The organism is Clostridium sp. 19966, assembly GCF_032335695.1.
In the GTDB taxonomy this organism is placed as follows: Bacteria; Bacillota; Clostridia; order Clostridiales; family Clostridiaceae; genus JACTOJ01.
On sequence record NZ_JACTOJ010000004.1, the window covers coordinates 17,100 to 30,903 of the forward strand.

A 13,804-nucleotide genomic window follows, 5' to 3' on the forward strand; every position below is an offset into this window, starting at 1 on the left:
TTTACTTTAAGTCCTGCCAGTCCGATCATATCATGACGTAGATTCCAGCAAATTATCACCAAGCCATATTGACCTTTCGATATAAATTCCTTATGATTGTACAAAAAGGGGAAAGAAAAAGAGAAAGAGTCCGTTTTGCTTGCCCGCTTAACACTCTTTCTCTCTTCGAAGTAGTTCACACTACAACGCTATGATAAGAGTATTTAAGATTTTTTGCAAGCTAAATTTTATAAAATTATCCGCATTAGAGCTGTTTGAAAAAGCAATGCTCGATTTTTCTTTGAATAAGATACCTTCTCGTAATTTACCCTGTTCATTTTGTGGTGCAAAACATCCTCAATGGGCTTTTCATGCTTCTTATGACCGTTACCTAATTTCCTATGAAAAAGGTGCCCCTACTACTTATACCATACAAATCACTAGGATAGTTTGCTCGTCTTGTGGGCACACACATGCTATCCTTCCAGAAATCTTGATTCCGTATACTTCCTATAGCCTTATATTTGTCCTTAACGTCCTTCGTGATTACTTTCTATCTAATATTTCAGTTCTGGAACTTTGCAATAAATATCAGATTTCTCAGTCAACCCTTTATTCTTGGAAACACTTATTCCTTACACATAAAAAGCTCTGGCTTGGTGTGCTTGAGGATGCCTATATGGATTCTTACACTTTTCTTTCATTCATACCTACAATTAATACATCATCAGATTTACACAAATTCTTTTCAAGCAATGGTCAATCTTTTCTTCAAGGTTCTTCTAAAACTGCACGCTTTAATTCCTCTTAATTAGTTGATTTCATATTTTTTCATGTTCCACATACATCCGAAATAGCCTCTACACCCTATCAATATTATTATTGTTTTAGGAGGTGTTTTCGCTATGAATAACCAATCAGACAACAAAGATATTATTGAAATGGCATATTTCCGTTTCTCCTTGATTGCTCCTGTAATCCAAGGTGTATTTCCTGATGCCACAAAAACAGCATATTACAGAAGAGTGACTGAAAAAGAATTTACTCTTCCAAATGGTAAAAACATGATTTACAACCCAAAAACTCTTGAGAAGTGGGAAGAGTACTATCGCAAACAAGGTATGGATGGGTTAATGCCCAAATCTCGCTCCGACGCTGGATCAACTAGGGTACTTAACGATTCTGCTATCAACGAAATCTATCACCTTAGAGAAAAATTCCCAAGAATCAATGCCACCTTGATTTACCATAAGCTTATCGAGGATGGTTTCATCAAACAATCCGAAGTATCGGTTTCAAGCGTCCAACGTTTTATCAAACAGAATAACTTACGCTCCGCCGTTAACCTCAATCAAAAGGATAGAAAAGCTTTTGAAGAGGAATATCCTTGCGGCATGTATCAGGCTGACACCAGCTACACAACTTATATTAAGGAAAACGGGAAACTAAGACGTACTTACCTTATCCATATTATTGATGACCACAGCCGCCTGATAGTTGGTGCTCGTTTTTTCTACAACGATAATGCTTACAATTTTCAATTAGTACTTAAAGAAGCTATCTCCTGCTATGGTTTATGCAAAAAACTTTACCTCGACAATGGTTCGACCTATGCAAACACCCAGATTTCTTTGATTTGTGGCTCTCTCGGCATCGTAAAGCTTCATACCCCAATTAGGGACGGGGCGAGTAAAGCCAAGGTAGAAAGAAGCTTCAGAACAGTCAAGGATACTTGGCTTAATGGCCTTGATTCTTCTGAAATTTCTTCTCTTGAGGAGTTAAATCGCCTCCTCCAAGACTATGTTAGAAAACGAAACACCTCAATAAACAGAACCATTGGTGAAACTCCGATAGACCGCTACCAACGTGGAATCAATCATGTAAAACCTCCTAAAAGCAAGGAATGGCTTGATGAATGCTTTATGAACCGCATCGTTAGAAAGGTTAACAACGATGCTACTATCACAATTGATTCTGTTTCTTATGATGTACCTATGCAGTTTATACGTTCTAAAGTTGAAATACGTTATCTCCCTGATCATATGCAAGACGCATATATTCTTTTTGAGGACAAACATTATCCCTTACGTATTACCAATCGTGTTGAAAACGGACGTACCAAGCGCAATAATACCCATACTATCGATTATTCTAAAATGGAGGACTCAAATCATGTTTAAAGCTTTTTATGGCCTTTCCTTTAATCCATTTGACAAATCTCTACCCGAAAATCATGCTTTTAAATCTAAAGATCACGACCAGATGCTTTCAAGACTTGATTATCTTAAAAACACCCGTGGAGTTGGTCTTTTTACAGCTTCTCCAGGTATGGGGTATGTAAATATTATGAATATGTAAAGTTCTTAATACAAACTACAAGTAAAGGGGATTTACAAATTATAAACTTTACATATCCATATTGCCTTTTTAAATATATGCTGTAATTACCGATTTCATCGGAATCATATATTTTAGGAGGATTAATCATGGAACTCATGAAAATATCAGATCTTATTTCAATGGCTGAAAGGGAATTGTCAAAATATAAGTACTCTGAATATGGAACAAAAGCCTATACCCGTGTATGGAAAAGTTTTAAAGAATATGCCGATCAGAAAAATTTGATGTATTATACAGAAGAACTTTTGATGGCATATATGGAAGAGGTACTTCAGGCATTTTCTAATCCAAACCATGCACCTGCTTACAAAGATAAGGTAAGGGCAATTAACAAACTGAGTGAGTGCTATAAATACCACACTTTATCATCAAATCATTATTCCTGCAGAAAAACATACGAATTTTGCGGATACATTGGAAATTCCGTAAAAGAATACCTAGAATTTCGTAGTACAAATGTATCTATAGCAAGGTTGCAATCTATCAAATTATATTTAGAGCGATTCTGTAAATATACAGATTCATTGGAATTGAAGGATATAAAAGAGATTAATATCAGAATTCTACAAGGCTTCATAGAATTCTGTGGTATATATACCCAGAAAACTGTAGCTGTTACGATATGCTGTATTAGAGGCTATCTTGATTACCTATACAAAAATAGAATTATTGAAACAAATCTTTCTGTATTACTTCCGCATATCAAAATTAGAAAAGACAGTGAAATTCCATCTGCTTATTCAGCAGAAGATGTTGAAACTCTTTTAAGAAGTATCGACCGTCATAATTCAAAAGGAAAACGTGATTATGCAATGATTTTGATGGCTGCAAGGCTGGGTCTGCGATCATCAGATATCTGCGGATTAAAGTTTTCGTCATTGAACTGGGAAAATAGTCAAGTAAGTATCATTCAACAGAAAACAGGAGAACCAGCCCTTCTGCCATTAACAGAAGAAGTTGGTCTAGCTATTATAGATTATCTGAAAAATGGACGCCCAGACATTCCAGATAATTCATTCGTATTTCTCAGAGAATGTCCTCCGTATACAAATGTAACAACTAGTGCTCTTTATGTTGTAGTTGCTGAACGTATTAAAGTATCTGGAATTCATGTCCCTGTTGGCAAGAAGCATGGACCACATGCCCTTAGACATTCGCTGAGCAGTCGGTTGTTGGAAAATAATGTACCGCTTCCTGTCATCTCAGATATACTTGCACATAAAAGCACAGAGACAACAAAAATATATCTGAAGATTGCAGAAAATCAGCTTCTTTCCTGTGCATTGGAAGTACTTCCTGTAAATAAAGGAGGTAGGATATGAACAAGGCAATAACTCCTTTTAGTATAATGATTGAAGATTTTATAGCTTTTAAAAGGTGTGAAAATTATAAGTACAAGAGTGAAGAAATAACACTTTGGTCATTTAATAACTTTCTTAATAAATACAACTTGGAAAAGCCAATATTGTCTCAGGCTTTAATAAGCAAATGGTGTAGCCAAAGGTTCAATGAATCAAGAAAATCTATATCAAACAGAGTTGCAACGATAAGACAATTCATGATTTATCTTTCAAATAGAGGTTATGATGTATATATTCCAGATACGATAAAAAATGCATTCAATAAGACATTTGTGCCATATATATTCAGTAATGAAGAAATGAAAAGGATATTTCAGACAGTTGATAATCTACAGCCTGGACGGCAAAGTAACAGCGATATCGTCTATCCAGTCCTATTCCGTGTACTGTATGGATGTGGACTTAGAATAACAGAGGCTTTGGAATTAAAAATCGAAGATGTAGATATTGAAAATGGTATACTGGTTATAAAGAATGCAAAATTTGATAAGAAACGAATTGTTCCAATGTCAGAAAGTCTCACAATGGTCTGCCAGCAATACTTTGAAAAATATCTGGCAAACATTAATAAAACAGATTTCTTCTTCCGTAATAAATATGGCGGAAGAAAGAGCCGTGAGGCTGTATCTAAGATGTTTCGAAAAATTTTATGGAAAAGTGGTATTCCTTACTATGGAAAAGGAAAAGGGCCAAGGCTTCATGATCTCAGGCATTGCTTTTGCTGCCATTCCATAAAACACATGTCTGACCAAGGAATTGATTTGTACTGTGCCCTTCCAGTACTATCCACATATATTGGGCACTCATCTATCCAAGCAACAGAAAGATATATCAGACTTTCTAAAGAGATATATCCAGATATAGAAACAAAAACATCATCCCTAACAGGGAAAATATATCCGGAGGTGTATGATGAATAAGCCAAATGATTTTGCATATTCGTTGACTAAATACCTAACGAGCTATCTTTCTGTAACTGTTGGAGCAAGTAAAAATACCATCATTTCCTACAGGGATACTTTCAAATTGCTGTTGATTTATGCATCGAAGCAAAAATCAAAAAAACCAGAAAAACTGGTTCTTGCAGACTTGGACAGAGAGTTTATTTCAGATTTCTTGGACTGGATTGAAGATGAACGTGGCTGTTCAATCCAGACAAGAAATCAAAGATTAACTGCTGTACATGCGTTTTGCAAATACCTTCAGATTGAACATCCAGAATATATGTTAGTCTTTCAGAAAATTATAGCAATTCCAAAGAAAAAATGCAATCAGAAGGTTGTTAGTTTTTTGTCTATTGAAGGTATAGAATTATTACTTCAACAACCAGATTGCTCATCTGAGAGTGGAAAAAAACATATGATGCTTCTTACTTTTATGTATGCATCAGCCTGCAGGGTTCAGGAGGCAGTTGATGCAGTAATAGAAGACTACAAATTCAATGGAACAAATCTGATGAAATTGACTGGTAAAGGGAAGAAAAGTCGGTTGGTTCCCTTAGAAAAATCAGTTGTAAAATTAATGGATAATTATATTGAAAACTGCAAGAAAAATAAACTTTTTTCGGAAAAAAACTTGCTCTTTTTAAACCATTCCAATCAGAAGTTGTCACGGCAAGGTGTTACTTCTATCATCAAAAAGTATGCTGATATGGCAAGAGAAAAAAGACCTGATCTGATTCCAAAGGATATATCACCACATACATTAAGACATAGCAGGGCTGTTCACTGGTTGCAGGCAGGAGTTGAATTAATTTATATCAGAGATCTATTGGGGCATGTATCTGTGCAAACAACTGAAGTTTATGCAAAAATTGATGGTGATATGAAAAGAAAAGCACTCGAAAGATTGTCAGGTATACAAAATATGAATCTGCCAGAATGGCAGAAAAATCAAGATTTGATGGTATGGCTAAAATCATTAGGTAGTTAATTTGCAAAAAAATATGTAAAGTTTTTAAATCATATCTATTGAATTTATTTGATATATGCTAAAAACTTTACATATCTAAAAACTTTACATACCCCATTTTATGTGAAGCTTCACATAAAAGTGGGAAAACCTATGCGCTTCGCTGCTTCGCTAAAACGCTTAACCCCAATCTTTTTCAACTCTCTTATATATGTCTTTCTACGGTTAGTGTTTCCGAGTTTTATTATCAATTTGGACAGGAGCTTGGCATTGATTACAATTCTAAAAAGTCAGTCATGTTCAAAAACATACAGGAAAGACTTCTCAATCTACTCAAAGAGAAACGAAAAACCTTTATACTCGCTATAGATGAGAGCCAATATCTAAGTACGGGTATTCTTCGTGATATTAAAATGCTTATGAATACTAATTTTGATAGCCTTGACTGCTTTGCCCTTGTGATGATAGGTCAGCCATATCTTGGATCAGTTCTCGAGAAACCTATACATGAAGCTCTCAAGCAACGTATCGTTGTCCACTACAGTTACGAAGGACTCTCTACCGATGAATCTAAAGATTATATCTACTCTAGGATAGAAGTCGCCGGAGGTTCAAGAACAATCATCGATGACGCTGCTGTTCATGCTATCGCTAACTTTTGTCAAGGAACTCCTCGTCTAATCAACAATGTTATGACAAACGCATTTATTATTGGTGCTCAGACTAAATGTTCCGTTATTAATACGGATATTATACTTTCAGCAAGTAACAATCTTTCATTAGGATAGGAGGCTATTTATGAGTGAATCAACTAATTTTTTACCAGTAGAGTTTCAATGCAACGAAAAAATCGGTAGGCGCAAAGAACAATGGAATGGTCTTGTTACACGACTAATTAATCATGGTAGCCATTATGAAATCTACGTAAGTAGCCGTAGCGGATTTTTCTTTATCATTGGAAAATACTCCTACGGAGGATTTATTAGCATCCCTGCTTACAATGTCGGAACCGATCTAGTAGATTACAGCGATTACTTTTGGAACAACGAACGTCTTTCGTCTGTGATGAACAAGGTTGATGCCGCTACTGTTGCAGAAGCTCTCAGAGCTTTAAAAAAACTTAAGCTTATATGAATTTAAGGTCAAGGCATTTGTCTTGATCTTTTTCATCGAAAAGATTTTGCATTTTACCCGGCATATTCTTGCTGCACGGAACCCGATTGTGATGTTTTTATGCTGCTTGGCAGAATTTTAATCTGCTGTTTATGCCGATAGCAAAGTGCTGTTCAACACTAAAGCATCTTGGGATAAATATATTCCTCCTGCTTCAATTATGTTATGTTCATCTGATTTTTTTAATGTTGTTTTTGACGCTTCAATATATGCTACTTTTCCTTTGGATTTCCTCATAACCATTCTTTCTTTAGCAATAAAAAGATTATATTCTAGTAATCCCTCATATATTGACCCTAAATTTCTTACAGACAAATCCTTATATTCAATTGCTTCCTTATACATACCTGTTTTTTTATCAACATAATAAGTCATTTCAGCAAGGCATTTAATTAAATATCCGTTTGAAATCTTATAGTTGTTTAGTATAGGCTTATCAAAATTTTCAAATAAACCTCCGTCATATGTATTGTCAACATATATTCTAAGGTATTCATCTATTCTATCCCAAAAATCGAAACCGTCCTTAATATCTGATGCTTTTCCTGAATTAAGAATCTCCTTAGCTTCATTGCATATCGTAAAAAAGCTATTATTGACGTATTCTTTATCTTCAACATTGCATGGCAATAATTTCCTAGATTCCGCATAACCGATAAATAACAATCTAAATAGCAGTATAACTGCATCATTGTATATATTTTTTCTATCTTGCTCATCATATATATCTAACTTCATGTTTTCTTTGAGTCCATAGCATAGATCTTTTAATATCTCTTCAACCTTATCTCTTAAAAAATTTTCTATAGTCTCCGCTTTTTTATCAGATAAATCTTTTATTCCCTCTATCACCATTTCTCCATCTTCATTTTTATAATAAGTTTTTGAGGAAAAGAAAAGATGAAATAATTTAAAAGCTTCATCAGGTTCTTTTAAATTATTCAAGCAATATTCAATATCAACTTCTAAATAATTTTCATAACAACTTACGTTCTTTGTATTATATATTCTCCACTTATAACCATTGGTAAGTATAGCCCAATCTAAATCTTTATTTTTAGCTGCTTTTACAGCTTTATAAGCATAATATTTACCTTTTACATTACAATTCAAATCTTCATATTTTTCTAAAACATAACAAGCTGCTACCGCTTTCTCATCTGATGTTATCAAATTGGTGTATAACAATCTAATTCCACCCTCGTTACTTTTCTTAAAGCCAAGAACATCAATTGTTAAATCTATAAATTCTTCTATCCAATCTTCGTCTGAATAATCTCCATCAACAAATGGTTCATGCCACTCTTTAATAGCCTCAAATGTACTATTCAAGCCTTCTAACTTCCCGTTACCTCCACGAGTATTTTTTATATAATCTTTAATATATGTTTCAGAAAACAAAAAGTGGTTATCGAAATAGCTCATTGCTTCACCCCATAAATAATTTATTAATATTATTTTCTTTCTAATCTTTTGTCTTTTGGCTTTTCAGCATCCTCAGGAATTATCCATATAGATGCGTATTTAGTAGCACCAAGAATTCTACCTTCAGAACATAAAACTTGTACTCTTCTTGTTGTTAAGTTCCACTTCTCAGCTGCTTCTTGAACTGTTATATATCCGTTCATTTCGCACCTCGTTAATTAAAAATTTTCACATTATACCAATTATTAGTTTATTCTTTTTAACGAATAATTACAATATACTTTGACAAATTAATTGGTAAATTTTATATTTGCATTATATTTTGACATTTATATAGTTATCTTTCAATATCCATATACCCCTTAGTTTGTATAGTTCATGGAGGATGTAAATTGTCGCTCACCCCATGACATAGTGAATTTATTGTTATTGTTTCACTGGTGATATTATCCTCATCAATTATATTGTGCAGTATAGGGTGCCATTTTTGATTACCTACATTTCTTTTATATCTGAAAGATTTAGCTCTTGAAATATTATTAAAACAGTTATCTTCTTTCTCTGAAATATCTAAAGTGTCTTCTTCAGATTCTTTATATTCATCAAAACTAATACTTTTAATGTTTTCATGGCTGCTTTTACTTTCTTTGTTCTCAATTGAATTTTCTTTTTTAATGTCCTTATTCTCACTATCTTCATCATTATTATTTACAAAATCTATTGTTAACTTATAAAGATTAGATGTTTGTCCACCATTATCTCTATACCTTTCCTCTTTAGCAACAAATCCTTCCTCCATAAGAATCTTCATCGTTCTTTGAATAGTTCTTTCAGATACTCCACAATCACTTGCTATAGTTTTTACAGAAGGAAAACAAGTTCCTTCTGCATTTGATCTATTTATTAAATAAAACATAACCTGCTTTGCTCTACTTGGTAAATTTGATTTGTATACCTTATTCAATAAATCTCCTTTTTTCATTACCAAAAGCCCCCCTAATTTCAGATTTCAATAATATATTCTTTTACTATACCTATATAAGCCTTTTCATTAGCTGCCCCTTCAAATAGATCAGGTGAATAATTTTGAAAATAAATCCTGTTAATAGCTCTCTCATATTTTTTTCTTATATCCAATTTATCTGCATTAGCTGCACAATTAAATATCAAACTTAAATTAATGTCCTCTATTAATTCCTTAATTTTTCCCATATTAGTTATCTCATAAGGCTTACTTCCACTGCATAAAACTCTAATATCACAGCTTCTAAACGCAGCTATAGTTGATGTATTCAATATTCCTAAATCAAAAATATTAAAGTTATACCCCTCTTGAAATTGCTTATTGAGATAATACTCTACTCCTTTATGTTTATAATAATTTTCTACTTCATCAAATTTGTAATAATCTGCTATTTGCTTTAGATGTTCATTTACACTTGCTTCTGTATAGCTTACTTTTGAACCTATTTTAGATAAAAAATTTGCCATATTAAAAGCAGTTGTAGTTGTACCAGCTTTTTCCGATACTCCTGCAACTGCTATTTTTATATTGTTATGGTTAAATAAATATTTATCTTTAGAGCTTTTTTCTAAAGATAAATATTTCTCTTCTTGGCTCTTCCAATCTTCTTTTGTTTTCCCTACTTCACTAATGCATTTTCTAATTTCTTCTTTTATTTCATCTACTACCGTGACCAATATAATGTTATAAATCTTCTCTTCAAGCAGCTTAATTATAATTTCATCTTCTTTATTAAACTCTTCTGCAAATATAATAATCCTTGAATCATACATTGTTTTTAATGCTATTAACGCTTCAATTATTTCATTTTCATTATCTTTAATAGCTTTTAAGTCTATTGCAAAATATGAATAATGGTTCAAATTTCTCATGTCATGAATAACAAATTTTTTTAAATAAAATTCCCCTGAAAGCTTTTTGATAACCATACCAGTTTCCTTTGATAAAAAGTCAAAGACTCCAACGTTTTCATTGCTCGTTAGATATAATAGCATTAACTTCACCTCTTGATATTTTATAATCTAATGGCACATCTATTGGTTTTTGCTTAGGTTTATAAGTAAATAAAAATATGAAAGCTACTATTACAATAGCTACATATATAAATAATTCTATCAACATTTTCTTTTTCAATTCTCTCTACCTCCAATGTTTATGATTTGCTTATAATCCAAAACGGGCCTCCTGCATCTGCACCTTTATTAGCTTCTTCAAGAATAATTGATAAATCCCATTTTTCTTCACTCCTTGTCCTACTTACTGGATCAGCAACTAAAATCTTTTTATCTGCTGTTACTCCTCTAAGAACAATGAAATGTCCACAGCTAGTAAAATGACCTTTTGCCATAATTGCAATTATAAGTTTTCCTTCCGAAAGTGCATCTATAATTCTTTGTGGTTCACTTGAAGTACAACCTTCTACCGAAAGTCCAAAATGTTTAGCTCCTTCTGGGATTAAAGTGTGATATGAACCTACTCCCTCACAATAATAACCATTTTCATAAGCCCATCTACTCATTTGAACTGGATCAACTTTTTTATCTGTTAGACTTGAAACTACTATTGAAAGAGAAGTCGGACCACAACCACTTCTTCCTATAGTTCCAGTCATTCCATAAGGTTCATCTTTCCATCTCGAATCAGCTTGATTATAATAAACAACTTCAGTAGAGCCATCTTTAAAAGATAACCCTGAAAAATCTAATCCACTGCTCTCTAAGTAACTCTTATCATTAGCATTTATTAATTGTTCATATCCATACTGACTTCTTATATTCTTAATTTGACTTAACTCATTTCCAAAGAAAATGCTACTTAACATTTCAAGTGGATTTGTAAGAATATATACAATAAAAGCCAAAATTAAAAGCACAGAAATAATCGGTGCCATTGATATAAATATTATTTTGTTTCTAGTTTCATCATCTTTTACAGCTTGGATTGCTATTTTAGCAATGGTGACTGCTGATTTTGGATCTAGTGCCATGGTATCATGCCTCCTTATTTAATTTCTGGCAATAAAAATAGCACCTGATCAATGTTCAGGTGCATATACAAATATACGATTAGAGACCTTCATTGTTTATAAATAAGTAAGTAACATGCATAATAGAAATTGAAATATATAACAACACTTTTATGTCACTACGCATAATTTTATTTTTTTACTCAATCAATTACAAGTAACTAACTAATTAAATTGAACTCATTTTTTTCAGTATTAATAAATTCTTCTAATTCATCTCTATATAGTTGTGGTATGCTAAAATATTTAAATGGATCTAATTGAAAAATATAATCATTTTCCACATGATTTGTTTCATTTACATACTTGCATGCAGCTGGGTACTTCTTTCGTAATTTTGAAAGTAATCCATCAAATCTTTCAAATAATAATCTTAAAGCAATTATCTTATCATAAATATAAGGGGCTTTAATTATTTCTAATAGCCTCTCAACTTTTAGTTCACATAAAACTTCATCATATGACATACCATCAAGATATTCAGCCATCTCTAAAGATCCGTCTTTAAATATATCTTCATCTAATTTTTCCTCATTATTTGTTAATGCAATCTCTCTACCATGTATAAGATTTGACAGCACTTCATAAATAGCGGTTTCTGAAAAATTTGGCCTAACTAATTCAATATGCTTTCTTAAGTTAACCACACGTACAACCATTTCTCTTTCTCTATCGATTGCAATTTTTTTTGTTAATTCAACTGTATTAACAAGATCATCATTTTTAATATCATACTCTGTTACCATGCCTTCCTCATTTTGAAGCCATTTAGCTTTTACTGGTGTGGTTAATCCAAATCTATTAAAAAATCCTCCATAAACATAATCAATTATTGGTTGAAAATCATGCGTTAGCATGATTACTGTTTTATCTCTAAAACTAATCTTTTGATTATCAAATAATCTACGTACAACCGCAAATTTTTTATCTTTATCAAAAGATGTAATTGGATCATCCAATACAATTAAATCAGCATTATCACTGATTGCTTCAAACATAAACATAACTAAAGAAAAAGCATTTTTTTCACCCCAGCTCAAATGTTTGTCTGGTTCTGTAATACGATTTTCATCCTCTAAATCAATCGGTACTAAATATGATACTGCTTTTTTTTCTCCACTTGCTTTTAAAATAAATTTATATGGAAATCCGGCCAGCAAAAAGAATTGATTTATATCATCTTTTCTATTTTTAACTAATGTCTCCATTTTCTTTTCATGTTGTGCAAACAATCCTTTAAGTTTTCCAGTATTTTTCTTCAAATCATTTACTTTGCTTCGAATTTCTTCTATCATTTTCAATATAAATTCTGTAGAATAGAACCTTAATAGTTGTCTCTCATCAACAATCATTTCATCTAAATTAGCTTCTATATTAGATAGTTCTTCTTTTGATACATTCATCGGTCTAAATGCAAATATTCTTTCTATTTTTGTAACTAAATATTCAGTTTCTATTGCTAATTGATGTAACTCAGCTAAAAGTGAATCTTCTTTACTACTATTACCTATATAACTTTCTAATGCATTAATTGAATCATCTTTTATATATCCAAATTCAACAGCCTGTTGCAAATACTCTAAAACAGCATTTGCTGTTGAAAGTGCAGAATTTTTAAATACCTTTGAAATTGTAGCATTTTGCTTTTCTATTTCTTTAATTTCTAATTGAGTTGTGCAAAATGGGCAAGAACTTCCATGCATTTGTTTAATTCCATCATTTCTCCACTTTGCCCATTTCGAGACACTTACCATATCTCGCTTTTCATAAAAAGCCTTGTATGATTTTAATTCTTCATATTTATCAAATCCTCCACCGTTTCCTTTGATAAATTCTCCGACACCTCCCTTTTTAGAAATTTCTCCATTACTATATTTCACTGCGTCAAAATATCTTGGCAGGAAAGCTCTTAGTTTTTGAATCGTATCTGATTGTTGAAAGACACCTTGTAAGTCAGCTAATAATCTTTCTATTTCAACAGCTAACATATCACATTCTTCTGATTTCAAAAATACTTGAAACGAATTTTCCAAAAAGCTTTTTTCTTCAAATAGATATGAATTAACATAAGATTCATCAAACACTCTGACTTTTGAAAATGTTAAATTTTCAACTTTAGGCTCGTGTTCGGTGTCGTTTGGATCAACATAATATGGTCTCAACAACTGTAGCTTTTCTATGTCATTTTTAGCTTTTGCAAAAATAGCCTTACTTATCGTTGATTTACCCGTGCCATTACAACCATATTTGATATTAAGAGTTTTACTTTCAATTTCAATATTTGCTTCTTTAATACAATTACAATTTAAAATTTTAATGTTTTTCTTTTCCACATCCACTTACCCCACACCCTTCATTTATCTTAATAATTCTTCAATACACTATGCCCTTGTTCTTTAATGTAAATGCTAGGATTTTAAAAAATTATTAAAAATCTCGACTTGTTATACAAATATTAATGTAATTTTTGTAATTACCGTTAATTATACTACTTTTTTCTACAAT

The 13,804-nt window shown here is 32.1% G+C and carries 15 protein-coding genes; 8 read left to right on the plus strand and 7 right to left on the minus strand.

The window, feature by feature from the left end:
* Positions 1–265: 265 nt before the first annotated feature.
* The 8 genes from IAI10_RS05140 to IAI10_RS05175 all read left to right on the plus strand — a co-directional run bounded on the left by IAI10_RS05140 (position 266) and on the right by IAI10_RS05175 (position 6,785).
* Positions 266–790, plus strand: coding sequence for a DUF6431 domain-containing protein (locus tag IAI10_RS05140; protein WP_315672427.1), 525 nt, complete (start codon positions 266–268; stop codon positions 788–790).
* A gap of 94 nt (positions 791–884) precedes the next feature.
* On the plus strand, positions 885–2,159 hold the full coding sequence (locus IAI10_RS05145) for a DDE-type integrase/transposase/recombinase (protein WP_315672219.1): 1,275 nt from the start codon (positions 885–887) through the stop codon (positions 2,157–2,159).
* Positions 2,152–2,337 carry a hypothetical protein gene (locus IAI10_RS05150; protein WP_315672220.1) on the plus strand — a complete coding sequence of 62 codons (186 nt, stop codon included), beginning with the start codon at positions 2,152–2,154 and terminating at the stop codon, positions 2,335–2,337. Before IAI10_RS05145 ends, IAI10_RS05150 begins: the two co-directional genes overlap by 8 nt.
* A gap of 128 nt (positions 2,338–2,465) precedes the next feature.
* Positions 2,466–3,701 carry a tyrosine-type recombinase/integrase gene (locus IAI10_RS05155; RefSeq protein WP_315672221.1) on the plus strand — a complete coding sequence of 412 codons (1,236 nt, stop codon included), beginning with the start codon at positions 2,466–2,468 and terminating at the stop codon, positions 3,699–3,701.
* Positions 3,698–4,660 (plus strand): tyrosine-type recombinase/integrase, encoded by a 963-nt coding sequence (locus tag IAI10_RS05160; protein WP_315672222.1) that lies wholly within the window; start codon positions 3,698–3,700, stop codon positions 4,658–4,660. The genes IAI10_RS05155 and IAI10_RS05160 overlap by 4 nt, the downstream gene beginning before the upstream one ends.
* Positions 4,653–5,672 carry a tyrosine-type recombinase/integrase gene (locus IAI10_RS05165; protein WP_315672223.1) on the plus strand — a complete coding sequence of 340 codons (1,020 nt, stop codon included), beginning with the start codon at positions 4,653–4,655 and terminating at the stop codon, positions 5,670–5,672. Before IAI10_RS05160 ends, IAI10_RS05165 begins: the two co-directional genes overlap by 8 nt.
* A gap of 95 nt (positions 5,673–5,767) precedes the next feature.
* A complete protein-coding gene (locus IAI10_RS05170; RefSeq protein ID WP_315672428.1) occupies positions 5,768–6,439 on the plus strand; it encodes an AAA family ATPase in 672 nt (223 codons plus the stop codon).
* Positions 6,440–6,449: 10 nt separating this feature from the next.
* Positions 6,450–6,785, plus strand: a complete 336-nt coding sequence (locus tag IAI10_RS05175) for a DUF6618 family protein (protein WP_315672224.1) — start codon at positions 6,450–6,452, stop codon at positions 6,783–6,785.
* Between the two features lie 129 nt (positions 6,786–6,914).
* Here the strand turns inward: IAI10_RS05175 and IAI10_RS05180 are convergent, their stop codons facing one another.
* The 7 genes from IAI10_RS05180 to IAI10_RS05210 form a co-directional block, all read right to left on the minus strand.
* Positions 6,915–8,249, minus strand: a complete 1,335-nt coding sequence (locus IAI10_RS05180) for a hypothetical protein (protein ID WP_315672225.1) — start codon at positions 8,247–8,249, stop codon at positions 6,915–6,917.
* A 29-nt stretch (positions 8,250–8,278) separates the two neighbouring features.
* The gene (locus IAI10_RS05185; protein ID WP_315672226.1) at positions 8,279–8,452 is read right to left on the minus strand and encodes a DNA-binding protein; all 174 of its coding nucleotides are present in this window, start codon (positions 8,450–8,452) and stop codon (positions 8,279–8,281) included.
* Between the two features lie 173 nt (positions 8,453–8,625).
* On the minus strand, positions 8,626–9,231 hold the full coding sequence (locus IAI10_RS05190; protein ID WP_315672227.1) for a helix-turn-helix domain-containing protein: 606 nt from the start codon (positions 9,229–9,231) through the stop codon (positions 8,626–8,628).
* A gap of 20 nt (positions 9,232–9,251) precedes the next feature.
* Positions 9,252–10,268 (minus strand): hypothetical protein, encoded by a 1,017-nt coding sequence (locus IAI10_RS05195; RefSeq protein ID WP_315672228.1) that lies wholly within the window; start codon positions 10,266–10,268, stop codon positions 9,252–9,254.
* Positions 10,243–10,407, minus strand: coding sequence for a hypothetical protein (locus IAI10_RS05200; protein WP_315672229.1), 165 nt, complete (start codon positions 10,405–10,407; stop codon positions 10,243–10,245). Before IAI10_RS05200 ends, IAI10_RS05195 begins: the two co-directional genes overlap by 26 nt.
* Positions 10,408–10,426: 19 nt before the next feature.
* Positions 10,427–11,260 carry a C39 family peptidase gene (locus tag IAI10_RS05205; RefSeq protein ID WP_315672230.1) on the minus strand — a complete coding sequence of 278 codons (834 nt, stop codon included), beginning with the start codon at positions 11,258–11,260 and terminating at the stop codon, positions 10,427–10,429.
* A 200-nt stretch (positions 11,261–11,460) separates the two neighbouring features.
* Complete coding sequence (locus tag IAI10_RS05210) at positions 11,461–13,632, minus strand: hypothetical protein (RefSeq protein WP_315672231.1); 2,172 nt, start codon at positions 13,630–13,632, stop codon at positions 11,461–11,463.
* Between the last annotated feature and the right edge of the window lie 172 nt (positions 13,633–13,804).

What these genes read in the sequence shown, in the direction of transcription:
- IAI10_RS05180 (WP_315672225.1), bottom strand. Translation starts at nt 8,249, where the DNA reads ATGAGCTATTTCGATAACCACTTTTTGTTTTCTGAAACATATATTAAA.
- IAI10_RS05165 (WP_315672223.1), top strand. Translation starts at nt 4,653, where the DNA reads ATGAATAAGCCAAATGATTTTGCATATTCGTTGACTAAATACCTAACG.
- IAI10_RS05160 (WP_315672222.1), top strand. Translation starts at nt 3,698, where the DNA reads ATGAACAAGGCAATAACTCCTTTTAGTATAATGATTGAAGATTTTATA.
- IAI10_RS05175 (WP_315672224.1), top strand. Translation starts at nt 6,450, where the DNA reads ATGAGTGAATCAACTAATTTTTTACCAGTAGAGTTTCAATGCAACGAA.
- IAI10_RS05140 (WP_315672427.1), top strand. Translation starts at nt 266, where the DNA reads ATGCTCGATTTTTCTTTGAATAAGATACCTTCTCGTAATTTACCCTGT.
- IAI10_RS05155 (WP_315672221.1), top strand. Translation starts at nt 2,466, where the DNA reads ATGGAACTCATGAAAATATCAGATCTTATTTCAATGGCTGAAAGGGAA.
- IAI10_RS05185 (WP_315672226.1), bottom strand. Translation starts at nt 8,452, where the DNA reads ATGAACGGATATATAACAGTTCAAGAAGCAGCTGAGAAGTGGAACTTA.
- IAI10_RS05190 (WP_315672227.1), bottom strand. Translation starts at nt 9,231, where the DNA reads ATGAAAAAAGGAGATTTATTGAATAAGGTATACAAATCAAATTTACCA.
- IAI10_RS05205 (WP_315672230.1), bottom strand. Translation starts at nt 11,260, where the DNA reads ATGGCACTAGATCCAAAATCAGCAGTCACCATTGCTAAAATAGCAATC.
- IAI10_RS05150 (WP_315672220.1), top strand. Translation starts at nt 2,152, where the DNA reads ATGTTTAAAGCTTTTTATGGCCTTTCCTTTAATCCATTTGACAAATCT.
- IAI10_RS05195 (WP_315672228.1), bottom strand. Translation starts at nt 10,268, where the DNA reads ATGCTATTATATCTAACGAGCAATGAAAACGTTGGAGTCTTTGACTTT.
- IAI10_RS05145 (WP_315672219.1), top strand. Translation starts at nt 885, where the DNA reads ATGAATAACCAATCAGACAACAAAGATATTATTGAAATGGCATATTTC.